The sequence below is a fragment of the Pseudonocardia sp. genome, assembly GCF_050250275.1.
Classification (GTDB): Bacteria; Actinomycetota; Actinomycetes; order Mycobacteriales; family Pseudonocardiaceae; genus Pseudonocardia.
On the sequence record NZ_JBFWOY010000034.1, the window covers coordinates 20,652 to 42,764 of the forward strand.

18 protein-coding genes are annotated in these 22,113 nt (G+C 73.3%); 6 read left to right on the forward strand and 12 right to left on the reverse strand.

The window, feature by feature from the left end; all coding sequences use genetic code 11:
• Positions 1-352 precede the first annotated feature (352 nt).
• The 3 genes from AB7F12_RS25800 to AB7F12_RS25810 all read right to left on the reverse strand — a co-directional run bounded on the left by AB7F12_RS25800 (position 353) and on the right by AB7F12_RS25810 (position 5,754).
• Positions 353-3,853, reverse strand: coding sequence for an indolepyruvate ferredoxin oxidoreductase family protein (locus AB7F12_RS25800; RefSeq protein ID WP_428499680.1), 3,501 nt, complete (start codon positions 3,851-3,853; stop codon positions 353-355).
• A 107-nt stretch (positions 3,854-3,960) separates the two neighbouring features.
• Positions 3,961-5,526 carry an acyl--CoA ligase family protein gene (locus tag AB7F12_RS25805; RefSeq protein WP_428499679.1) on the reverse strand — a complete coding sequence of 522 codons (1,566 nt, stop codon included), beginning with the start codon at positions 5,524-5,526 and terminating at the stop codon, positions 3,961-3,963.
• Between the two features lie 45 nt (positions 5,527-5,571).
• Complete coding sequence (locus tag AB7F12_RS25810; RefSeq protein WP_428499678.1) at positions 5,572-5,754, reverse strand: hypothetical protein; 183 nt, start codon at positions 5,752-5,754, stop codon at positions 5,572-5,574.
• Between the two features lie 19 nt (positions 5,755-5,773).
• Here AB7F12_RS25810 and AB7F12_RS25815 point away from each other — a divergent pair, with 19 nt between their 5' ends.
• Positions 5,774-6,532, forward strand: a complete 759-nt coding sequence (locus AB7F12_RS25815) for a hypothetical protein (protein ID WP_428499677.1) — start codon at positions 5,774-5,776, stop codon at positions 6,530-6,532.
• A gap of 963 nt (positions 6,533-7,495) precedes the next feature.
• Positions 7,496-7,822 carry a histone-like nucleoid-structuring protein Lsr2 gene (locus tag AB7F12_RS25820; protein ID WP_428499676.1) on the forward strand — a complete coding sequence of 109 codons (327 nt, stop codon included), beginning with the start codon at positions 7,496-7,498 and terminating at the stop codon, positions 7,820-7,822.
• Positions 7,823-7,901: 79 nt separating this feature from the next.
• Here AB7F12_RS25820 and AB7F12_RS25825 read toward each other — a convergent pair whose 3' ends face one another.
• Together AB7F12_RS25825 and AB7F12_RS25830 are read right to left on the reverse strand one after the other, a co-directional pair.
• On the reverse strand, positions 7,902-8,657 hold the full coding sequence (locus AB7F12_RS25825) for an SDR family NAD(P)-dependent oxidoreductase (protein ID WP_428499675.1): 756 nt from the start codon (positions 8,655-8,657) through the stop codon (positions 7,902-7,904).
• A 57-nt stretch (positions 8,658-8,714) separates the two neighbouring features.
• The gene (locus AB7F12_RS25830) at positions 8,715-9,902 is read right to left on the reverse strand and encodes an MFS transporter (RefSeq protein WP_428499674.1); all 1,188 of its coding nucleotides are present in this window, start codon (positions 9,900-9,902) and stop codon (positions 8,715-8,717) included.
• 50 nt (positions 9,903-9,952) lie between these two features.
• On the opposite strand from AB7F12_RS25830, the gene AB7F12_RS25835 reads away from it, so the two are divergent.
• Positions 9,953-11,437, forward strand: coding sequence for a pyridoxal-dependent decarboxylase (locus AB7F12_RS25835; protein WP_428499673.1), 1,485 nt, complete (start codon positions 9,953-9,955; stop codon positions 11,435-11,437).
• A gap of 104 nt (positions 11,438-11,541) precedes the next feature.
• On the opposite strand, the gene AB7F12_RS25840 is transcribed toward AB7F12_RS25835, so the two are convergent.
• The 7 genes from AB7F12_RS25840 to AB7F12_RS25870 form a co-directional block, all read right to left on the reverse strand.
• Positions 11,542-12,501 carry a methionyl-tRNA formyltransferase gene (locus AB7F12_RS25840; RefSeq protein WP_428499672.1) on the reverse strand — a complete coding sequence of 320 codons (960 nt, stop codon included), beginning with the start codon at positions 12,499-12,501 and terminating at the stop codon, positions 11,542-11,544.
• A 240-nt stretch (positions 12,502-12,741) separates the two neighbouring features.
• Positions 12,742-13,380 carry a TetR/AcrR family transcriptional regulator gene (locus AB7F12_RS25845; RefSeq protein ID WP_428499671.1) on the reverse strand — a complete coding sequence of 213 codons (639 nt, stop codon included), beginning with the start codon at positions 13,378-13,380 and terminating at the stop codon, positions 12,742-12,744.
• A gap of 26 nt (positions 13,381-13,406) precedes the next feature.
• Positions 13,407-14,558 (reverse strand): acyl-CoA dehydrogenase family protein, encoded by a 1,152-nt coding sequence (locus AB7F12_RS25850; RefSeq protein WP_428499670.1) that lies wholly within the window; start codon positions 14,556-14,558, stop codon positions 13,407-13,409.
• Between the two features lie 53 nt (positions 14,559-14,611).
• Positions 14,612-15,373, reverse strand: coding sequence for a 3-hydroxyacyl-CoA dehydrogenase (locus AB7F12_RS25855; protein ID WP_428499669.1), 762 nt, complete (start codon positions 15,371-15,373; stop codon positions 14,612-14,614).
• 45 nt (positions 15,374-15,418) lie between these two features.
• Positions 15,419-16,564 carry a thiolase family protein gene (locus AB7F12_RS25860; RefSeq protein WP_428499668.1) on the reverse strand — a complete coding sequence of 382 codons (1,146 nt, stop codon included), beginning with the start codon at positions 16,562-16,564 and terminating at the stop codon, positions 15,419-15,421.
• A 169-nt stretch (positions 16,565-16,733) separates the two neighbouring features.
• Positions 16,734-17,267, reverse strand: coding sequence for a MarR family winged helix-turn-helix transcriptional regulator (locus tag AB7F12_RS25865; protein WP_428499667.1), 534 nt, complete (start codon positions 17,265-17,267; stop codon positions 16,734-16,736).
• 10 nt (positions 17,268-17,277) lie between these two features.
• Entirely contained in the window at positions 17,278-19,869 is a 2,592-nt protein-coding gene (locus AB7F12_RS25870; RefSeq protein WP_428499691.1) for an MFS transporter, read from the reverse strand.
• Positions 19,870-20,065: 196 nt separating this feature from the next.
• Here AB7F12_RS25870 and AB7F12_RS25875 point away from each other — a divergent pair, with 196 nt between their 5' ends.
• From AB7F12_RS25875 to AB7F12_RS25885, 3 genes are read left to right on the forward strand one after another with little or no spacing between them, the layout of a single operon-like run.
• Entirely contained in the window at positions 20,066-20,689 is a 624-nt protein-coding gene (locus AB7F12_RS25875; protein ID WP_428499666.1) for an AIM24 family protein, read from the forward strand.
• A 2-nt stretch (positions 20,690-20,691) separates the two neighbouring features.
• Entirely contained in the window at positions 20,692-21,342 is a 651-nt protein-coding gene (locus AB7F12_RS25880) for an AIM24 family protein (RefSeq protein WP_428499665.1), read from the forward strand.
• A gap of 8 nt (positions 21,343-21,350) precedes the next feature.
• A complete protein-coding gene (locus AB7F12_RS25885) occupies positions 21,351-22,109 on the forward strand; it encodes an AIM24 family protein (protein ID WP_428499664.1) in 759 nt (252 codons plus the stop codon).
• Positions 22,110-22,113: the final 4 nt, after the last annotated feature.

Consider the following 22,113-nt stretch of genomic DNA (forward strand, 5'->3'; position numbering starts at 1 on the left):
GGACGTCCCGTGGGGGCGGGTGGATCGATCGGGGGTTCGATCCGTGTCCGTTCCGTGACCGCGCCGTGATGCGATCCGAGACGGACGTTAGCCGGGCGGGCGGGCCGGGTTGCCGATCCGGGACGTTGCTGAGGCAACCGGATCGGGTGACGCGGTGAACGGCTGGCTCGGCGCGTCGAGCAGACACGCCGTCCGAGTCACCGGCCGTTCACCGTTCCGGGGCAGGCAGGGCGCCGATTCACAGACACGCGGAGTGAGATCCTGTTGCCCTCCGCAGCGTGGACGGGACGCGCGCCACACCGTCCGACCGGTCGTCGTCCGGGGACCGGTCGGGCGGCTGACCTGCGGGAGATCAGGAACGCGCGGGCTGCGTCCCGTCAAGTCTGGAGACGGGGTGGCCGAGCTCGGCCCGTCGCACCCGGTAGCGCTCGACCGCGGCGAGCTTGACGTCCTCGTACCCGCGGACGAGATCGGCCGTGCGGGCGACCTCCACGGCCGTCGGCAGCGAGTCCGGGGTGAGCGCGGCGGCGAGTCCCCGGACCGTCGCGCGGTACTCGTCGCGCAGGGCGCGTTCGAGCCTGCGCACGGCGGTCCGGCCGAACGGGTCGAGCGGTGTGCTGCGCAGCGCCTTGCCGCGGGCGAGCGTCCGCAGCACCGGCCGCATCCACGGCCCGAAGGCGATCTTCTTCGACCGGCCGGCGGCCCGCAGGGCCGGTGGGTGCAGCCGGTAGCGCATCCCCGTGCCGCCGGGGACCTCGGCGGCGAGCGCCGCCTCGAAGGCCGGGTCGGTGAGCAGCCGGGCGACCTCGTACTCGTCCTTGTAGGCGGTGAGCCTGTAGAGACCGCGGGCGACGGCCTCGGCGAACGCGCCCGCGCCCCCGGCGGTGTGCTCGGCCTCCCAGACCTCACGCACGACCGCCGCGTACTCCCGGGCGGTCCGCACCGACTGGAACCCGACGAGCCGTGCGGCCCGGTCCTCGGCGACCTCGCGGACGGCAGCGGGAAGGGCGTCGAGCCCCAGGCCCGCGGGAGGGGTCCGCGGTGCGGCCGCGGCAACGACCCCGACGGCCGCCGCGAACGCCGCGGGGTCGGCCACCGCGACCCGGCCCCAGCGGAACGCGGAGGTGTTGACGGCGACGGCGACACCGTTGAGCCCGATCGCCCATTCCACGGCCTCGGCGCCGATCGGCAGCGCGCCGGCCTGGCAGGCGGCACCGAGCAGCAGCATGTTGGCGGGCATCGCGTCGCCGAACAGGGCGACGGCGGCCCCGGAGGCGTCGAGCGCCACGACGTCGGCGCACCGCCCGGCGATACGCGCGACGAGCGCGTCGACGTCCGGCGCCGCGACCCCGGCGTCGCGGACCATCGCACCGGTCGGCACCGGGGAGACCGACACGACCGCCGTCGTCGTGTCGGCGCAGGCGTAGCCGAGGTTGCGTGCGTCGGCCCCGACCAGGGCGTCGAACGCCAGGTAGCAGCGCGCCTGGGCGGGCCCGACACGGTTGGCGGGCCCCAGCTCGGCCTCAGACGCCGCGACGCGCAGGTGCGAGACGACGGGCCCGGCCTTCTGCGACAGCCCGGTCTGGTCGACCCCGTGCACGGCGAGGCCCTGGTGGACCGCCGCCGAGGCCAGCACCTGGTTGACCGTGACGATCCCCGTTCCGCCGATCCCGGCCAGGAAGACGTCACCGGCCGGCGCGGTCGCGGCGGCCGGGACCGCCGGAGGCTCGGGTCGCGAGGAGGCGGAGGCAGCCCGGCCGGACGGCGCGCGGACGGTCACGAACGACGGGCAGTCCCCGTCGAGACACGAGTAGTCGGTGTTGCACGACGACTGGTCGATGCGGGTCTTGCGCCCGAGCGGGGTGTCGACGGGCTGCACCGACAGGCAGTTGCTCTTCACCCCGCAGTCGCCGCAGCCCTCGCACACCTCCTCGTTGATGACGACGCGCGTCGGTCGCACGGCGAGCTCGCCGCGCTTGCGCAGGCGCCGGGACTCGGCGGCGCAGCGCTGGTCGTAGATCAGGACGGTGACGCCCTCGGTCTCCCCCAACACGCGCTGGGCCTCGTCGAACCGGTCGCGGTGCCAGAGGTCGACACCCCGTGGCAGCGCAGGCAGCGACCGGTAGCGCGACGGTTCGTCGGCGCACACGAGGACCCGGGTGACGCCTTCGGCGAGCAGCTTCGCGGCGAGCGCGGGGACCTCGAGCCCGCCCTCGGCGTCCTGGCCACCGGTCATGGCGACGGCCCGGTTGTAGAGGAGCTTGTAGGTGATCGACACGCCGGCGGCGACGCAGGCCTGCACGGCGAGCTGGCCGGAGTGGGCGAACGTGCCGTCGCCCATGTTCTGGTACATGTGCCGGGCGTCGGTGAAGGGCGACTGCCCGATCCACTGCGCGCCCTCGCCGCCCATCTGCGTGATCGAGGAGACCTCGCTGACCGGCCGGTGGGTGAGCGCGACCATCGCGTGGCAGCCGATGCCGCCACCGGCGACCGCGCCTTCGGGGACGACGGTGGAGCGGTTGTGCGGGCACCCCGAGCAGAAGTAGGGGGTGCGGGCGACCGGGAGCAGCTCCAGCGGCGCCGGCGCCCGTAGCGGCGCGGGCAGCGCGACCCGGGCGGACAGCACCCGCCGCAACGGCCCCGCCAGCGTGCCCGCGGTCAGCTCCCCCGCGACCGGCACCAGCGGCCGGCCCGTGTCGTCGGTCGATCCCAGCACGACCGGCGCCGACGTCGACCCGTACAGCGCGTCGCGCACCCCCGTCTCCAGGAACGGGGTCTTCTCCTCGACGACGAGGACGGTGTCGAGATCGTCGGCGAACCCGCGCACGACGCTGCGCTGCACCGGGGAGACCATGCCCATGCGGAGCAGGCGGATGCCGGCGCGGCGGCAGGCGTCGTCGTCGAGCCCGAGGTCGCGCAGGGCCTGGCGGGTGTCGGTGAACGCCTTGCCCGCGGCGACGATCCCCAGCCACGCGCCGGGGGTGTCGAGCTCGACGGTGTTGACCGGGTTGGCGTCGAGGAACGCCTCGACCATCGCGCGGCGCGGCCCGTAGAGCTGGGCCTCGGCGTCGAGCGAGTCGGGCGGCACGAGCGTCGGGATCTGCCGGTACTGCCAGGGCCGGCCCCCCCATTCGAGGTCGGGCACGCTGATGTCGACGTCGCCGCAGTCGGCGTCGAGGGTCCAGATGCCGTCGGCGACGTCGGCGGTGATCTTCATTCCGACCCACATGCCCGAGGCCCGCGAGAGCGCGACGCCGTAGCGGCCGAGCCGGACGATGTCGGCGGCGCTGTCGGGGTAGAGCACGGGCAGGCCGTAGCCGTAGAGGGTGCGTTCGGAGATGCAGGGAATCGTCGACGACTTGCAGCTCGGGTCGTCCCCGGCGAGCACGAGGACGCCGCCGCGGGGGTGGGCCCCGCACATGTTGCCGTGCCGCAACGGGTCGCCGGCCCGGTCGACGCCGGGCGCCTTGCCGTACCAGACGCCGACGGCGCCGTCGACGGTCCGGCCGTGCCCGGGCACCTCGACCTGGCTGCCCCAGACGGCGGTCGCGGCGAGCTCCTCGTTGACGCCGGGCACGAACGTCAGCCCCGCGGTCTCGACCAGCTCGGGCGCGGCGGCGAGCGTCTTGTCCAGCCCGCCCAGCGGGGAGCCCTGGTAGCCGGAGACGAACGACGCCGTCCGCAGTCCCGCGCGCGTGTCCGCCGCGTGCTGCTCGGCGAGCAGACGGGCGATCGCCTGGACGCCGGTGAGCAGTACCGGACCGGTGCCCGGTCGGTAGCGGTCGGTCAGGGAGAAGTCGACGGTGCCCTCGGCCGATCCCGGGGCCCGCGGCTCGCTGTCCTGCACGGTCATGCATTCACCTCGCCGGTCGGACGCCGCCCATGTGGTCGGGACGACGTGCACACCTTCTCATCGCGACCGGGGTTGCGCGGAGCGCCCGTTCCGATCAGCGCAACGTGCTACTGGATGCGTCGCTCCACGCCTGCCCAGGCCTTGTCGCGGAGGACGAACTTCTGGATCTTGCCGGTCGAGGTCTTGGGCAGCTCCCCGAACACGACGGTCTTGGGTGCCTTGAACCGCGCCAGCCGGTCCTTGACGTGCTCGATGATCTCCTGCTCGGTCGCCGACGCGCCGGCGTGCAGGGTCACGAAGGCGGCGGGGACCTCTCCCCACTGCTCGTCGGGCACCGCGATCACCGCGACCTCGAGGACGGCGGGGTGCTCGGCGACGGCCTGCTCGACCTCCACGCTCGCGATGTTCTCGCCACCGGAGATGATCACGTCCTTGGAGCGGTCACGCAGCTCGACGTACCCGTCGGGGTGCAGCACGCCGAGGTCACCGGTGCGGAACCAGCCGTCGGGTGCCGCGGCGGCGGTGGCCTCGGGGTCGTCGAGGTAGCCGAGCATGACGTTGTTGCCGCGCAGCGCGATCTGTCCCACCGAGGCTCCGTCGGCGGGGAGGTCGGCGCCGTTCTCGTCGACGACGCGGATCGTGCACGCGATCATGTTGCCGACGCCCTGGCGGGCCTTGAGCCGGGCCTGCTCGGCGCCGTCGAGGCCGTTCCACTCGGGACGCCAGTCGCAGATCATGGCCGGGCCGAAGGTCTCGGTGAGGCCGTAGAGGTGGGTGACGTCGAAGCCCAGCTCGGCCATGCGCCGCAGGATCGCGGGCGACGGGGGCGCCCCGCCGGTCGCGACCTTCACGACCCGGTCGCCGGGGACGCCGTCGCCCGCCTGCTCGGCGTAGGCCAGCATCGACAGCACCGTCGGGGCGCCGTTGAGATGGGTGACGCCCTCCTCCCGGATCAGCTGCCACACCCGCGCGGGGTCGACCTTGTCCAGGCACACATGGGTGCCCGCGGCTGCGGTGACCGCCCAGGGGAAGCACCAGCCGTTGCAGTGGAACATCGGCAACGTCCACAGATGGACCGTGGACGGGGACATCCCGGTGTGCCCGACCATGGCCAGGGCCTGCAGGTAGGCGCCGCGGTGGTGGTACATGACGCCCTTGGGCCGCCCGGTCGTCCCGGACGTGTAGTTGATCGACAGCAGCGAACGTTCGTCCGTGGGGGTGCGCGCGAGCGGTGTGGCGTCGGCGAGCAGCGCCTCGTACTCGGCGCCCGCCCGGACCCGGCGCGGCGCGGCCGCCATCCGGGAGAACGCGTCGTCGACGAGGGTGTCGAAGACCGGGTCGTGCACCAGCACCGCCGACCGGGAGTGCTCCAGGATGTAGGCCACCTCGGCCGCCGAGAGCCGCGTGTTGATCGCGACGAGCGGCGAGCCGGCCCACGGCACCCCGAAGTTCGCCTCCAGGAGCACGTGGGTGTTGGGCGCGAGGAACGCGACGGGCCGGCCGTCGGCGAGCGGGGCGAGACCGCCCGCCAACCGGCGGCAGCGCCCGTGCAGCTCCCGGTAGGTCAGGCGCAGGTCCCCGTCGACGACGGCGACGCGGTCACCGTGCGCGGCGGCGGCCCGGTCGAGGTAGGACACCGGTGTCAACGGCTCGAACGAGAGGTCGGGCTGCATCCTCCGGACACTGCCAGACCCGGGGCCCCGTCGCGGGTGTGAACCTCACCGTTGCGGCGGGGCCTGCGACGGACGTCTCTCCACCGCGTCGGCGACGCGGGCCTGCAGCCGTTCCCGGATCTCCTCCGGGGTGTAGGCGCGGCGGCGCCGCTCGTCCCGCGCGGCGACGACGCCCGTCGCGGCCACCCCGGCGAGCCCGGCCAGTCCTGCCCACTTCCACCAGCGCATCCCCGTAGGGTATTCGGCCGTGACCGGCACCATGATCTCCCTCGACCGCGCGGTCGACCTGACCCGCACCGGGGACGTGTGGCTCTTCCGTGGCCGCAGCGGCGCCGACCGCGCGATCCAGAGCCTCACGAACTCGCCGGTGAACCACGTCGGGATGGCGATCGTCGTGGAGGACCTGCCGCCGTTGATGTGGCACGCCGAGCTGGGGAGGTCGCTGCCCGACGTGTGGACGGGCCGCCACCAGCGCGGCGTGCAGCTGCACGACCTGCGCGACGCCGTCGTCACCTGGCACGAGCGGTACGGGCAGCGGGCGTGGCTGCGCCAGCTGGAGCCGACGGTCGGCCGCGAGCAGGAGGACGCGGCCCTGCGCACGGTCGCGCGCCTGGACGGCACCCCGTTCCCGTCGACGGCGCGGCTCGCGTCGCGGTGGGCGCGGGGCCGCATGCCGGGTGCGGTGCAGGCGGCGGCGCGGGCACGCGACGAGGCGCGGGCAACGCTGCGCGACCTGCGCGCGGGCCGGGTGCGCGACGTGCTGCGCCGCACGGACGCGGAGAACGGCACGGCCGACGTCCCCGGCGTCGCGCTCGCCGAGCCCGGGCTGGAGACGGCGTACTGCGCCGAGGTCGTCGCGGTGACCTACGAGGAGATGGGCCTGCTCGACACCGCTCACCGCCCGAACTGGTACGACCCGGGGCGGTTCTGGTCGGGCGACCGGCTCCCGCTGACCGGCGGGTTCGGGCTCGGCGGCGAGATCGCGGTGACCGTCGGGGGCCGGTGAGGGGCCGGGCCGCGCGCCGTCCGCCCGTAGGCCGGTGCGGGTGACCCGCGCGCGTCGCCGGCCGGCGCCGGGGTGTTCGTCGTGCCGCTGGGGATCGGCGCGCACCTGCGGCGCCGGGGCGTCCCGCACGCCCGGGTGCGCGAGCTGGACCGGGACGCCGCGACGACCGGCGCGGGCCCGGAGATCACGTGCGCGCGGGCGCGCCACTTCTCGGGGCGGTTGTTCGCGCAACACGACGCAATGGGCGTCGTGGGCGATCGTGGGGCCGACCCGGCGTGTCCACTTCGGCGGCGACACCGGATACACCTCGGCATTCAGCGGGGGCGGGTGTCCGCTTCGGACCGGTCGACGCCACGGTGTTGCCCGGCGGCGCATACGACGCGTGCCGGCCCGACATGAACCCCGAGGAATCGGTTCGCGCCCATGCGGACCTGCGCGGCGGATTACTCGTCCCGGTCCACCGGTCCACGTCCAACCTCGCATTCCACGGCTGGTCCGAGCCGGTCCGGCGGTTGTCGGTGGCAGCGGCGGACGCGGGGGGCACGCTGGTCGTACCGCGGCCGGGGCAGCGGGTGGACCTGCTGGACCCGCCGCGTATCCGCGACTGATGGACGGCCATCGGCTGAAACCTTTCCACCCGGTCCGCGCCGCCATTCATCCGGATTACCCGGTTCCGCTCGGGGCGCGTGGGCCGCCGCACGGCTACGGGTACGCGGAGTGTTCTGTGCAGCGCATCGGGTGAACTCCCGCCGGGACTCGGCGCAGAACAGTCGCGCTCCGCACGGATGACGACGGTACGCACTCGGTACTCGCGGAGTCGGGCCGCCCCCCATTCGACATTGAACGGCGGACTCCATTACGATTACCGCAGGAAGAAATCATGCGCATGCACGACACTCCGTTGGAAACCCCTGTTCCGTTCGGAGTTGTCTGCGTGCCCGGTTACATCGTGAAGGGTTACCCGTGGCGAAGCAGACGACGGTGACGCTGGTGGACGACCTCGACGGCTCCGAGGCCGCCGAGCAGGTGGAGTTCGCCCTCGACGGAAAGACGTACGAGATCGACCTGTCCTCCGCGAATGTGAAGCGTCTCCGTGCTGCGCTCGATCCGTTCATCAATGCGGCCCGTCGCTCCCCGTCGCGCCGTTCGGGGCCGGGCCCGGCCCGCGCCTCGTCCGACCGCGAGCAGAACCAGGCGGTCAGGGAATGGGCACTCCAGCAGGGCATGAAGATCTCCGAGCGCGGGCGCATCCCCACCAATGTTCTCGAGGCCTACCGCAAGAACCACTGAACCGCCCCGGTATACACGATCTGTTGTTCGCCGAGCAAATACCGATCCGCGGGTCCCGAGAGCCACGCCGGACGCGTTCTCAGGCGCGCCAGAGCTGTGAACCCGCTCTACTGAGCACGATGCTCGGTACCACCGCGCGGGCGGAGAGCCGCGTCAGTCCGAGCACCATTTCGCTGACGTCGGAGACCCCCAGCATCGACTCGCGTTCGAACCGTCCGTGCAGATGTGCCGTCATGTCCGTGTCGACGTATCCGGGGGCCACGGCGGTCGCGTTCACGCCGTTCCCGGATTCCTCCAGCGACAACGTCTCGCAGAACGACAGCAACGCCGCCTTCGTGGCACCGTAGACGGAGAGCCCCGCCTCGGCGGCGACGCCGGTGATCGACGAGAGCGCCACGACGCGGCTGCCGCGCTCCGGGTGCGCGGCCGCCGTCGCGCGCAGGAGCGGCAACAGCTCCCGCACCAGGAGCACGGGCGCGCGCAGGTTCACGTTCATCTGGAGGTCGTAGGCCTTCGTGCGGATCGCCGAGACCGGCTCCTCGGCGCCGAGGCCCGCGGCGAGCACCAGGACGTCGAGCCGGCCGAACCGCTCCGCGTGCGCCGCGGCAAGCGTGCCGATCGCGGCCTCGTCGGCCATGTCGGCGGCGACACCGAACGCCGGGGTGCCGGTCTCCTGCTCGATGCGCTCGACGGCGGCGGCGACTCCGGCCTGCTTGCGGGCCGCGACGGTGACGGCGAAGCCCTCCCCGGCGAGGCGCAGGGCGATGTCGAAGCCGATCCCGCGGGAGCCGCCGGTGACGAGCGCGACCCTGCGTTCGTGGTCTGCTGCGATCATGGGCCCACTCTGCCGGAACCGCGGACCTGCCAGACCGTGAGAAGCCCCACCCGGGCGTCAGCTCACACGCGCGTAGCGGGCCCGGGCCGCGACGGCCACGACCGCGAACGGGACCGAGGCCGTCAGCGCGATCGCGAAGACCGTGCCGAACTCGCCGGCGTCGGCCAGCGGGGCCGCCAGGGCGGTGCCGACGGAGCTGCCGAGGAACAGCACCGTCGCGAACAGGGCGACGGCCGCGGCCCGGGCCTGCGCCACGACCTCCGTCGCCCACGTCTGCAGGGTCGTGTGCAGGAACGCCCAGGCGATGCCCAGCAGCAGGCCGGACGCGAGCACCGTCACGACGTTCACCGAGACCGTCGTCGGCACCCAGGTGACGGCCAGGACCCCGCCGCCGACGGCGGCGAGCCCGGCGGGGGACACCCGCCCGACGAGGCGCCGCACGAGCCGTGAGGTCAGCAGCGCCCCGACGCCGTAGCCGGCGGCGACCAGCCCCGCGACGGCCGACGACCACCCCTGGTGCTGCAGCGCGGGCGCGAGGTAGGTGAGCGTGCCGAGGGCGACGGCGCCCTCGACGAGGGCGAGCGTCAGCACCACCCAGGCCCAACCGCGGCGCACCACCAGGCGCAGCGGCCGCAGGAGCGGGCCGGGTTCGGGCCGGTCGGGTTCGGGCAGCCGGCGCAGCGCCCACCACAGGACGACGGCCGCGGCTCCGGTCAGCCCGAACACCGCCCGCCAGCCGACGAGCTGCGCGATCAGCCCGGCGCCGACCGTCGCCACCGCGGTGCCCACCGCCGACGCGGCCAGCAGGTCCGACAGGGCACGCTGGCGCACGGCGATGGGCCAGGTGTCACCGATGTAGACGAGGGTCGTCGGGATGAGCGCCGCGGCGGTGCCCCCGGCCACGACGCGCGACACGGCGAGCACCGCCAGGTTCGGCGCCAGGACCGACACCAGGCCGGCGACGGCCAGCCCGGCGAGTGCGATCCGCATGACCCGGACGCGGCCCAACCGGTCGCTGAGCAGGCCCCAGACGAGCTGCATGAGGCCGTAGGCGAGGAAGTACCCGCTGGCGACGGCAGCGACGGCGACGAGCGAGCTGCCGAACCCGCGGGCGATCTCGACGAGCAGCGGCGCGATCGCGAACCGGTCGACGGTGCTGGTCAGCGCGGAGAGCTGGAGCAGCCGCAGCCGTGCCGCGCCGTCGGGGACGTCCGGTTCGACGGACCCACCGGACGTGTCGGACACTTGGCAACCCTAGACACGCCGAGTGCCGCCGACCTCCCGAGGTGATCTCCGTGACCGCCGATCTCGACCCCGACGAGTTCCGGCGTGCCGGGTACGCGTTCGTCGACTGGGTCGCCGAGCACCGCGCCGCCCTGCCCGGGCTGCCCGTCGTTCCGCCCGTCCGGCCGGGCGAGGTCGCGGCCGCCCTGTCCGGGCCCGGGGCGGCGTTCGCGGACGGCCTGCTGCCGGAGGCGCCGCAGCCCCTGGCCACGCTGCTCGACGAGGTCGAGCGTGTGGTCGTCCCGGGCAGCACGCACTGGCAGCATCCCGCGTTCTTCGGCTACTTCCCCGCCAACGCCTCGCTGGCCTCGGTACTCGGCGACCTGCTCTCCGGGGGGCTCGGCGCGCAGGGGATGCTCTGGTCCACCTCCCCCGCGGCGACCGAGACCGAGCAGGTGCTGCTCGACGGGTTCGCCCGTGCCCTCGGGCTCGGCGAGGCGTTCACGTTCCCCGGCGGGGGCGGGGGCGTCATCCAGGACTCGGCGTCGTCCGCGGCGCTGGTGGCGCTGCTCGCGGCGCTGCAGCGGGCCGACCCCCGCTGGCAGGAGTCGGGTGTCGACGGCCGCGAACGCGTCTACGTCACCGCGGAGACGCACTCGTCGCTGACCAAGGCGGTGCGGGTCGCGGGGATGGGCGCGCGGGCGTTGCGCGTCGTGGCCGCCGTCCCCGGCACGCAGGCCATGTCGGCCGCCGCGCTCGCCGACGCCGTCGCCGCCGACGTCGCCGCCGGGCTGCGCCCCGTCCTGGTGTGCGCGACGGTCGGGACGACGGGCACGGGCGCGGTCGACCCGGTCCGTGACATCGCGGCCGTCACGGCGGCCCACGGGGCGTGGCTGCACGTCGACGCCGCGTGGGCGGGTGTCGCCGGGCTGTGCCCCGAGCTGCGGCACGTGCTCGACGGCGCCGGGCTCGCCGACTCGTTCTGCACCGACGCCCACAAGTGGCTGCTCACGGCGTTCGACGCCTCCCTGCTGTGGGTGCGCGACGCGGCGGCGCTGCCCGCGGCCCTGTCGGTGACGCCGGAGTACCTGCGCAACGCCGCGTCGGAGTCGGGCGCGGTCGTGGACCTGCGCGACTGGCAGGTGCCGCTGGGGCGCCGGTTCCGGGCGCTGAAGCTGTGGGCGGTCGTGCACGCGGCGGGGCTGGAAGGGCTGCGGGCGCACCTGCGCGGCCATGTCGCCGCCGCCGTGGCCCTCGCGGCCCGGGTGCGCGCGGAGCCGGGTGTCGTCCTCGCGGCGCCGCCGACGCTCGGGCTCGTGTGCCTGCGCTGCGTCACCGCCGACGGCGGTCCCGACGACGCGGCCACCCGCGCCGTCCTGGAGCGCGTCAACGCCTCGGGGGCGGCGTTCGTCACCCACACCGTCGTCGACGGGCGGTACGTGCTCAGGATCGCGGTCGGGGGTGTGGTCACGGAGGCGGCGCACGTCGAGGCGCTGTGGGAGCAGGTGCGGCGTGAGGCCGCGGCGGTGCGGGGGCCCTCGACGTCGTCGCATTGACAAGGGCAGGCTGACGGCTTCGGCAGCCCGCCGAGCCCGCCGACGGCCCTCGACGCGGTGGTCCCCCAGCCGGCACAGGCCTACCAGGGGACCTGACCTCGCCGCTACACCCCGTCCCGCGGGTGGGCGGTGAGGTACTCGCCCATCCGCGGGAAGTAGTCGGCGGCGTCGAGCTCGCGGCCGTCGTCGAGGCGCACCCGGTGGATCAGCACGCCCCGGTTGCGGCCACGGCGCGCGTCGGCACCCGCGACGACGACGACGCTCCTCCCGCGCCGGATCAGCACCCGCCCCGGCGTGCCGCCCACCGCGTCGTCGGTGACCGACGCCGCCAGGATGCGGATCCGTTCGGCGCCCCGGTAGCAGTACGCGTTCGGGTAGGGGTCGACCTGGGCGCGGACGAGGTTGAAGATGTCGCGGGCCGGCCAGGTCCAGTCGACGCGGTTCTCCTCGTCGGTGCGCCGGTGGAAGTACGAGGCACGGCGCCGGTCCTGCGCGGGCCACTCGGTGCGACCCGACTCCAGCAGCGCGAGGCCCTCCACGGTGATCGGGCCGAACATCGCGAGCGTGCGGTCGAACAGGTCGACGATCGTGTCGTCGTCACTGACCGGCGTCGCCCACTGCAGGACGACGTCGCCCGCGTCGAACTCGGCGTTCATCATGTGCGCGGTCACGCCGACCTCGGGCTCGTCGTTGATCAGCGCCCAGTTCAGCGGCGCGAACCCGGCGTAGGCGGGCAGCAGCGCGTCGTGGACGTTGAGCGTTCCCAGCCTGGGGACGGAGTAGACCTCGGGCGGCAGCCAGGTGCGCCAGTTGGACACCACCATGACGTCGGCCCCGGCCGCGGCGATCGCGGCCTTCACCTCGTCGTCGTCGGCGCGGTCGCGCACGAGCAGCGGGATGGAGTGGTCGGCGGCGAGCTCGGCGACGGACTCGTTGAAGATCTTCTCGTAGGCGTTGTCGCTGTCGGCGTGGGTCACGATCAGCGGCACCTCGTGGCCGGCGCCGAGGACGGCCTCGATGGTGCGTCGCCCCCACGTCATGTAGCCGAAGCACACCACGCGCATGCGGAAATCTCCTCGTTCCTCCGCCCCGGCGCGGTACCGGGGTCGTGCCGACGGCGGTCCCGGGGCCCCGGGCCATCCTTCCGGACCCGGCCGGGACGACCCGGCCAGGCTCGCCATTCCTGACGTAAGGGAAGGCTAACTAAAGCAGCCGGAGAGCCGGAGAGCCATCCGAGTGAGCTGCTCCACAGAACGACCGGGGCCGTCACCGACCGTGCGCGAGGAACGCGTGACGTCGGGAGCTCAGGCCGAGAGCAGCGTCCTGGCCATGTCCTGCCACTGCGCGACCATCGGGTCCGCGCCGGCCTCACGGCTGTCGAACGCGTAGGTGAGGGCCGCGCCGCGCATGCTCGTGAGCAGGAGGTCACGCACCTGACGGAACCGCGGGTGCGACGAGTACGGCTCCCCCACCATCCGGGCGATGGACGCCCGGATCACCGCGCCGAGCCGGCGCTCCTCCGGCAGCAGCGCGGCCGCGATCCCGGGGTTGGTGCGGGCGGCCGTCCACAGCTCCAGCGCCGCCCAGAAATGCGACTCGTGGAAGGACGCCCAGAGCGCGACCACCACCCGGTCGATGCGTTCGGCCCCGCGGACCTCCGAGCCCACGAGCGCGAGGACCCTGTCCTCGGTGTCGCGAACCCGTTGCGCCGCAAGGTGCTGAGCCGCGGCGACCAGCAGCAGGTCCCGCGACGGGAAGTGGTGCAGCAGCCGCCCGCGCGACACGCCGGCGGCCGCCTGGATCGCCAGCGTCGACGCCCCCGCATAGCCCTCCGCGCCCAGACACCCGACCGCCGCGTCGAGGATCCGGGCCCGCCCGTCCTCGGCGCGCTGGGCGCGCGTGCGCAGCCCCGTGCCCGGCCCCGCCACAGCGGGGTCCGGCACGGGGCGCACATCGGGCGGTGGACGGGTCACAGGCCCAACGACCGCCCGATGACTTCCTTCATGATCTCGGTGGTGCCACCGTAGATCCGGGTGATGCGGGCGTCGGCGAACGCCCTCGCGATCGGGTACTCCGTCATGTAGCCGTAGCCGCCGAACAGCTGCACGCACCTGTCGACGACGCGCCCCTGCAGCTCGGTGCACCAGTACTTCGCCTTGCTGGCGTCGGCGGCGGTCAGCTCGCCCGCGTCGAGGGCGCGCACGCACGCGTCGACGTAGTGCTGGGCGATGTCGATCTCGGTGTCGAGCTCGGCGAGCACGAACCGGGAGTTCTGGAACGACCCGATCGGCGTGCCGAACGCCTTGCGCTCCTTGACGTACTCCAGCGTCAGGCCGAGGGCGTAGCGGGCCGACGCCACTGCCGCGTACCCGATCGAGAGCCGCTCCTGCGGGAGGTTGCCGACGAGCTGGGCGAAGCCCTGCCCCTCCTGCTCGCCGAGCAGGTTCGCCACCGGCACCCGGACGTCGGTGAACGACAGCTCCGCGGTGTCCTGGGCGTGCTGGCCCAGCTTGTCGAGGTTGCGGCCCCGCTCGAAGCCCTCCATGCCGCGTTCGAGCACGACCAGCGACATGCCCTTGTGCTTCTCCGCCGGATCGGTCTTCACCGCGGTGATCACCAGGTCGGAGTTGATGCCGTTGGTGATGAACGTCTTGGCGCCGTTGACGACGTAGTGGTCGCCGTCGCGGATCGCCGTCGTCGTCATCGACGCGAGGTCCGACCCGATGCCCGGCTCGGTCATCGCGATCGCGGTGATCAGCTCGCCCGAGGCGATGCCCGGCAGCCAGCGGGCCCGCTGCTCGTCGTTGCAGTAGGCCATGAAGTAGGGCAGGCAGATGTCGTTGTGCAACGACAGGCCCAGCCCGGCCGCGGCGGCGCCGCAGCCCATGAGCTCCTCGTCCATGACCGCGTTGAACCGGAAGTCGCGCACCCCGCCGCCGCCGAACTCCTCGGGGATCTCGATCCCCAGGAAGCCCGAGCGGCCGGCCGTGGCGAACAGCTCCCGCGGGACGATGCCCGCCTGCTCCCACTCGTCGTGGTGCGGCACGATCTCTGCCTGCACGAACTTGCGGAACGAGTCGCGGAACGCCTCGTGGTCGTCCTCGAACAGGGTGCGCCTCATCGCGGTCCTCCTCGGTCCGGGATCAGCAGAACAGGGTCACCAGCGGGAGCAGGTCAGCGGGGGGCCATCCGGATCGCGCCGTCGAGGCGGATCACCTCGCCGTTGAGCATCGGGTTGGCGACGATGTGCGCGGCCAGCGCACCGTACTCGGACGGCGATCCCAGCCGCGACGGGTGCGGGACCTGCTTGCCCAGCGAGTCGCGGGCCTCCTCGGGCAGGCTCGCGAGCAGCGGTGTGTCGAACAGTCCGGGCGCGATCGTCACGACCCGGATCATCGCGCTCGCCAGGTCGCGGGCCACCGGCAGCGTCAGCCCGACGATGCCGCCCTTCGACGCGGAGTAGGCCGCCTGCCCGATCTGGCCGTCGAACGCCGCGACCGAGGCCGTGTTGATGATGACGCCGCGCTCGCCGTCGACCGGGTCGGCCGCCGTCATGCGCTCAGCGGCGAGCCGGATGACGTTGAACGTGCCGATCAGGTTGATCTCGACGACCCGGGTGAACACGTCGAGCGGGAACGGGCCGTTCTTGCCGACGGTCTTGGCCGCGGGGCCGATGCCCGCGCAGTTGACCGCGACGCGCAGCGTGCCCAGCTCGGCCGCGACGTCGAGCGCGGCGGACACGGCCGCCTCGTCGCGGACGTCGGCCGGGGCGAAGCGGACGGCGTCGCCCAGCTTCTCGGCGACCTGCTCGCCGGGCGAGCCGGGCAGGTCGAGGATGACGACCTTCGCGCCCGCGTCGAGCAGCGTCTCGGTGGTGGCCAGGCCGAGGCCCGACGCGCCGCCGGTGACCAGGGCTACGGAACCGTTCACGTCCATGGGGGTGTCCTACCTCCGGGTCGATACGTCAGAAGGGGCCGGGCGTCAGAGAAGCTCGAGGATCGTGGCGTTGGCCTGGCCGCCACCCTCGCACATGGTCTGCAGGCCGTAGCGGATCCCGTTGTCGCGCATGTGGTGGACCATCGTCGTCATGATCCGGGCGCCGGACCCGCCGAGGGGGTGGCCGAGCGCGATGGCCCCGCCGTTGGGGTTGAGGGTCTTGGGGTCGGCGCCGATGTCGGCGAGCCAGGCCAGCGGCACCGTCGCGAACGCCTCGTTGACCTCGAAGACGCCGATCTGGTCGAGCGCGAGCCCGGAACGCTTCAGCGCCTTCTCGGTGGCCGGCATCGGCGCGGTGAGCATGATCACCGGGTCGGCGGCGGCGAGGACCGCGGTGTGGACGCGGGCGATCGGGGTCAGGCCCAGCTCGGCGGCCTTCTCCGAGGTGGTCATGAGCAGCGCGGCGGAGCCGTCGGAGATCTGCGAGGCGTTGCCCGCGGTGACGACGCCGTCTTCCTTGAAGACGGTCTTGAGCTGGCCGAGCTTCTCCAGGGTGCCGCCGCGGCGGATGCCCTCGTCGGCGGCGACCACGGTGCCGTCGGGCGTGGTGACGGGCGCGATCTGGGCCTCGAAGCGGCCGTCGTCCTGCGCGGTGGCGGCCTTGTCGTGGCTGACCAGGGCGAACTCGTCGACCTGGGTGCGGGACAGGCCCCACCTCTCGGCGATCATCTCGGCGCCGACGCCCTGGTTCGGGAACACACCGCCGTAGCGGGCGTCGAAGTCGGCGCCGAACGGGCTCGCGTCGGCGAAGGTGGAGCCCATCGGGACCCGGCTCATCGACTCGACACCACCGGCGACGACGACGTCGTACTGCCCGGCGATCAGCCCGGCGGCCGCGAAGTGGACCGACTGCTGGCTCGAACCGCACTGACGGTCGACGGTCACCCCGGGCACGGTCTCGGGCCAGCCGGCCGACAGGACCGCGGTGCGGGCGATGTCGAACGTCTGCTCGCCGGTCTGGGAGACACAGCCCCAGACGACGTCGTCGACGACCGCGGGGTCGAGGCCGGAACGCGCGGCGAGCGACCTCAGCACGTGGGCCGACAGGTCGGCCGGGTGCACGCCCGACAGCCCTCCGTTGCGCTTGCCGACCGGGGTCCGCACCGCCTCGACGATCACCGCATCGCGCACGTCAGCCTCCTACTGCTCAGCGTGTCGGCGGCGTCCGCCACGCCGCCGCGCCCGACGTTAGCAGTCGAACAGTCAGCGTTGACTGTGACGTCGGACGCGACCGCCCCGCGCCACGGTCACGGCGTGCGACGCGGACACCCCGCGCGCAACCTCCACCCCGCGCGCAACCTCACGGTCGCCCGCAGGCCGGTCCGGAGCAGTGAGGTTGCGCGCGGGGTGTCCGCTGGTGCGGGAGCATCGACTCGGCGAGACGTTCCAGCAGCGGGACCGCATCGCCCAGCGTGGTGAGGGCGTCGGCGTCGAGGGCGGCGATCTGCTCGGCGAGCATCCCGGTGCCCCGGTGCCGCAGCCCCACGAGAAGCGCCGCCCCGTGCGCGGAGAGACTGACCCGGGTGGCCCGGTGGTCGTCGGGATCGGGGTCGCGGCGGACCATGTCCAGCTCGCCGAGGCAGTCGACGAGCCGGGTCATCGTCGGTGGGCTGATCCCGATCCGCTCGGCCAGCGCACCCACCCGCAGCGGACCCGCGGTCTCGAGGATCGACAGCGTCGCGATCCGGGTGGGCGTGAGACCTTCCTGGTCGTCGGGGGCCCGCAGCGCGTGGCCGAGCCTGCTCAGCGCGATGCGCAGCCGCCCGGCGAGCTCGGCGACGGTCTCCCGGCCGGGCGAGGTGGTGGCCGGCCTCGTCGACGGCACCACGGTCATGGCCCGCGCCTCAGCCGGCCGCGGCCGGCGTGGCGCCGAGCCGCAGGTCGAGATGGGCGGGGCCGTCACCGGCGAGGTCGACGCGCTGCGCCGCCGGACCCCCGAACGACGCCGTGACCGTGTACTGGCCCGGGCGCAGACCCTGGACCTCGTACCCACCGCCGGGGCCGCTCACGACGGCCGCGACGACGTGGCCGTGGTCGTCGGTCACCGTCACGGTCGCCCCGGCGAGCGGGGCGCCGCCGGGTCCGGTGACGACACCGCCGAGGCGGGTGAGGGCGTCGGCCAGCTCGAGGTCCACGACCACCGGGGCGCCCGTGCCGACCCGGACCGTCGCCGCCCGGGGCCGACGCCCGGGCAGGCTCGCGGTGAGCGTGGTCTCCCCCGCCGGCAGCCCGGCGAGGGCGAAGGTGCCGTCGGCCGCCGTGGTGGCCCGGCCGACGACGCGCCCGGCCGAGTCGGTGGCCAGCACCGTCGCGGGCTCGCCCGCCGGCACCGGGCGGACGACGCCGCGGACCGACCCGCCGCCCTGCAGGCTGAAGTCACGTTCGACGCCGCTGCCGTTGAGCGTGACCGCGACGGCGTCGGCCTGGAACCCGGGTGCGGTCGCGACGACGGTGTAGGTGCCGGGCGCCAGCCCGCTCAGGGCGTAGCTGCCGTCGGGTGCGACGACCGCGCGCCCGACCTGGCTGCCGTCGCCCGCGGTGACGACGACGACGCCGTCGCCGAGCTCGGTGCCGTAGGCGGCGAGCACCCGGCCGACCAGCTCACCGGCCGGGACGGGCCCGCGGGCCGCCGGCCGGGCCCCGTCGACGATCTCGCTGGGGCCGCCGACGGCCTCGCCCGCCGTCGCGGCGAGCTCGGCGCCGACGGTCTCGCGGCCCAGGGCCTGGTCGTGCCGGGCCCCGGTCGCGCGCCGGCTGCCGGTGAAGAACGACGCCACGGCGGCGACGAGGCAGGCGATGACGGCGAACAGGAAGGCGGCGGCGAGGCCGTCGGAGAACGGCTGCGAGATGAGGTTCGGGAAGAAGCTGCGCCCGGTGAGGAACGCCGCCTGGTCCGGCGGGATGCTGTCGAGGACGTTGCCGAGCAGCTGCTGGATCGGGTTGTAGCCGAGGAACGCGGCGAACAGCACTCCGACGGGCGGCAGGTTCGCGATGGTCGACGCGTCGGCGGCCGGGACACCGTGCTCGAGCAGACCGGACTGCATGACGCCGGGCAGGTTCGTCGACAGGCCCGCGATCATGAGGCTGAAGAACAGGCCGATCGAGAGCACCATCGCCGAGTTCTGGAACGTGGCGGTCATGCCGGCGCCCGCGCCGCGGGAGCCCGCGGGCAGGCTGTTCATGATCTCGGCGCGGTTGGGCGAGGCGAACAGGCCCATGCCGACGCCGTTGACCAGCAGCAGTGCGGCGAAGGCCCAGTAGTCGAAGTCGACGGGCAGCAGCTCCAGCAGCAGGAACGTCGCCGCCGAGACGACCATGCCGCCGCTGGTGAACCAGCGGGTCCCCCAGCGGTCGGACAGGATGCCCGACAGCGGCGCGGCGACGAGGAAGCCGATCGTCAGCGGGAGCATGTAGATGCCCGCCCACAGCGGCGTCTCCTCGAAGCTGTACCCGTGCTGGGGCAGCCAGATGCCCTGCAGCCAGATGATCAGCATGAACTGCAGCCCGCCGCGGCCGAGCGAGGCGAGCAGGTTCGCGATGTTGCCGAGGGTGAATGCCCGGTTCGTGAACAGGGACAGCTCGAACAGCGGCACGGCGACGCGGGTCTCGATGACGCCGAAGGCGATCAGGACGACGACGCCGCCGATGATGCAGCTCAGCACGAGCGGGCTGGTCCAGCCCATGGTGTGGCCGCCGTAGGGCTGGATGCCGTAGGTGATGCCGACGAGGACCGCGATGAGGCCGACCGCGAAGGTCGCGTTGCCCCACCAGTCCATCTTGGCGCGCCTGCGCTCGCCGGTGTCGCGCAGCTTGAGGTAGGCCCAGATCGTGCCGAAGACGCCGAAGGGCACGGACACGAGGAAGACGAGGTGCCAGTTCACCGGGCCGAGCAGGCCGCCGATGACCAGGCCGAGGAAGGAGCCCGCGATGGCGGCGACACCGCTGATGCCCAGCGCCATGCCGCGCTGGCGGACGGGGAAGGCGTCGGTGAGGATCGCGCTCGAGTTGGCCATCAGGAACGCGCCGCCGACGCCCTGGATGATGCGCCAGATGATCAGCCACCAGGCGGCGGCGTCGCCGTGCTGCCAGGTCACCGCCAGGAAGATCGACGAGATGGTGAAGACGGCGAAGCCGAGGTTGTACATCCTGGCGCGGCCGTACATGTCGCCGAGGCGGCCGAAGCCGACGACCAGCACCGCGGTGACGACCAGGAAACCCATGATCATCCACAGCAGGTAGCTGGTGTTGCCGGGTCCGAGGGGGTCGATGCCGATCCCCCGGAAGATGTCCGGCAGCGCGATGAGGACGATCGAGGAGTTGATCGTCGCCATCAGCAGGCCGAGTGTCGTGTTGGACAGCGCGATCCACTTGTAGCGGGGATCGGGTTCGTCGTGTCCTGTCGTTGTTCCCGCGGCTCCGGGATCGTTCTCCCGCACCGTCGACCGTGCAGGCGCCACGTGTCACCAACTCCTACGTCACGTACATTTAGTTGCTTTACACTAAGAAAAAATGCATAAGCAAGCGATGCGATTGGTCCGTTTCCGCCGGTGTCGGGCCTCACAGAACACCCGGGTCGGCGCCACGGAGCGGGACGTCCGCGACGAACCGGACGGCCATGCCAGGATCGCGGGCATGCAGCCCTTCCGGCTCCACGGCACCCGCATCCTGGAGGTCGACCTGCGCGGCGGCTCCGTCCGCGCGGCGACCGGATCGATGATCGCCTACGACGGCGAGGTCAGCTTCAAGAACGCCGGCATGGGTGGCGGCGACGGCCTGCGCGCCGCGCTCAAACGCCGCGCCACCGGCGAGTCCATCTCCCTGATGCAGTGCAGCGGCACCGGCGTCGTCCGCTTCGCCAAGGACGCCATGGAGGTCCTGGTCGTCGAGCTCGGCGGCGACACCCTGCGGGCCGAGTCCGAACGCCTGCTCGCCCTGTCCGACGGCCTGTCCACCGACGTCGCCTTCTCCGGACTGCGCGGCGCCACCTCCGGGCAGGGACTCTTCACGACGACCGTGTCCGGCCACGGCACCGTCGCCCTGCTCTCGGCAGGCGGCCCGCCGATCGCCCTGGAGGTCTCCCCGCAGTACCCCCTGGTCGTCGACCCCGACGCGTTCATCGCGAGCCGGGGACAGCTCGACCAGACCTTCGTCACCGACGTGTCCTGGCGCAACCTCGTCGGGGAGAGCTCCGGCGAGGCGTTCTCCCTGCGCTTCGACGGCAAGGGCGTCGTCTACATCCAGCCCGAGGAGCGCTGACCGTGGGCTTCACCGAGATCAACCACAAGGTCGTCGCCGCCGACGTCGCCCCCGGCCGCGAGGTCCTCGCCCGCCGCGGCGCGATGCTCGCCTACACCGGCTCCGTCGGGTTCGCCCCCGTGCACGCCGGAGCGGGCGGGCTCGGCGGCATGGCCGGACGCATGATGGCGGGCGAGCAGGTGCCGATGATGGTCGCCCAGGGCACCGGCACCGTCTACTACGGACACCGCGGGCTGCACGTCACCGTCGTCGAGCTCGACGGGTCCGGCCCGCTCACCGTGGAGGCCGACCGGCTCGTCGCCCACGACGCCCACCTGCAGTCCGCCGTGGTGTTCCTCGGCTCGCAGGGCGGAATCCGCGGAGCCGTCCGTGGCGCCGTCAGCGGGCAGGGCCTGTTCACCACCCAGCTGCACGGCGTCGGCGCCGCCGCGGTCCTCTCCCACGGCGGCACGATCGCCCTCGACGTCCGCCCCGGCGTCACCACGACCGTCGACCCCCAGGCCTTCGTCGCGCACGTCGGCCAGGTGACCGCCGACATCTCGCTCAACGCGAGCTGGCGCGACGCCGTCGGCCGCGGCTCCGGCGAGGCCGTCCAGCTCAAGCTCACCGGCCACGGCACCGTCTTCGTCCAGGCGTCCGAGCAGAAGATCTGAGGTTCTCCGTGATCACGCCTCTCTCGCCCGACACGTTGCCCGACAACGACAACGTCCCCGGCAACCACTACGCCTACTGCGTGCGCCTCGACGGCCGGCTGTTCATGCAGACCGGCCGGATGATCGCCTACTACCCCGGCCCCGGCGGGCAGCCGATCCGGTTCGAGCCGCTGTCGTCGGCGAGCATCGGCGGCATGGTCGCGACGCGCTTCTCCGCGCCGCTCTACACCCGCGACTGGGTGGTCGCGACGGGCGCCGGGCACCTGATCCTGGGCGACCGCGGCTACGACATCAACAGCTACGACCTCGACGAGGGCAACCTGACGCTGCGGGCGTCGAACCTGCTGGCCTTCGACGAGACCCTGGAGCTCAAGCAGTCGATCGTGCCCGGCTTCCTCACCCTGATCGGCACCGGCAAGTTCCTCGCGTCCAGCTCCGGGCCGGTGATCTTCGCCGAACCGCCGATCCGGGTCGACCCGCAGGCGCTCGTCGGCTGGGCCGACTGCCCCTCGCCGTCGCACCACTACGACGCGACCTGGATGACCGGCTTCCTGCAGTCGGCCATGGGGTTCTTCGGCACGAACTCCGGGGAGGAACGCCAGTTCGACTTCACCGGCGCCGGCACGGTGCTGCTGCAGTCGAGCGAGTCCGGCGTGCACGACCCGCACCTGCTGCGGCAGCTGGAGTCACAGATCGCCGGGCTGGGCACGCCCGGGCTCACACACCTGCAGACCGTGATCACGCAGCAGCTCGCGCGGGAGCGCTGATTCC

Excerpts from the sequence above, each read along its gene's own strand:
- AB7F12_RS25800 (WP_428499680.1), bottom strand. The coding sequence starts at position 3,853 with ATGACCGTGCAGGACAGCGAGCCGCGGGCCCCGGGATCGGCCGAGGGC.
- AB7F12_RS25805 (WP_428499679.1), bottom strand. The coding sequence starts at position 5,526 with ATGCAGCCCGACCTCTCGTTCGAGCCGTTGACACCGGTGTCCTACCTC.
- AB7F12_RS25810 (WP_428499678.1), bottom strand. The coding sequence starts at position 5,754 with ATGCGCTGGTGGAAGTGGGCAGGACTGGCCGGGCTCGCCGGGGTGGCC.
- AB7F12_RS25825 (WP_428499675.1), bottom strand. The coding sequence starts at position 8,657 with ATGATCGCAGCAGACCACGAACGCAGGGTCGCGCTCGTCACCGGCGGC.
- AB7F12_RS25840 (WP_428499672.1), bottom strand. The coding sequence starts at position 12,501 with ATGCGCGTGGTGTGCTTCGGCTACATGACGTGGGGGCGACGCACCATC.
- AB7F12_RS25850 (WP_428499670.1), bottom strand. The coding sequence starts at position 14,558 with ATGAGGCGCACCCTGTTCGAGGACGACCACGAGGCGTTCCGCGACTCG.
- AB7F12_RS25855 (WP_428499669.1), bottom strand. The coding sequence starts at position 15,373 with ATGGACGTGAACGGTTCCGTAGCCCTGGTCACCGGCGGCGCGTCGGGC.
- AB7F12_RS25865 (WP_428499667.1), bottom strand. The coding sequence starts at position 17,267 with ATGACCGTGGTGCCGTCGACGAGGCCGGCCACCACCTCGCCCGGCCGG.
- AB7F12_RS25875 (WP_428499666.1), top strand. The coding sequence starts at position 20,066 with ATGCAGCCCTTCCGGCTCCACGGCACCCGCATCCTGGAGGTCGACCTG.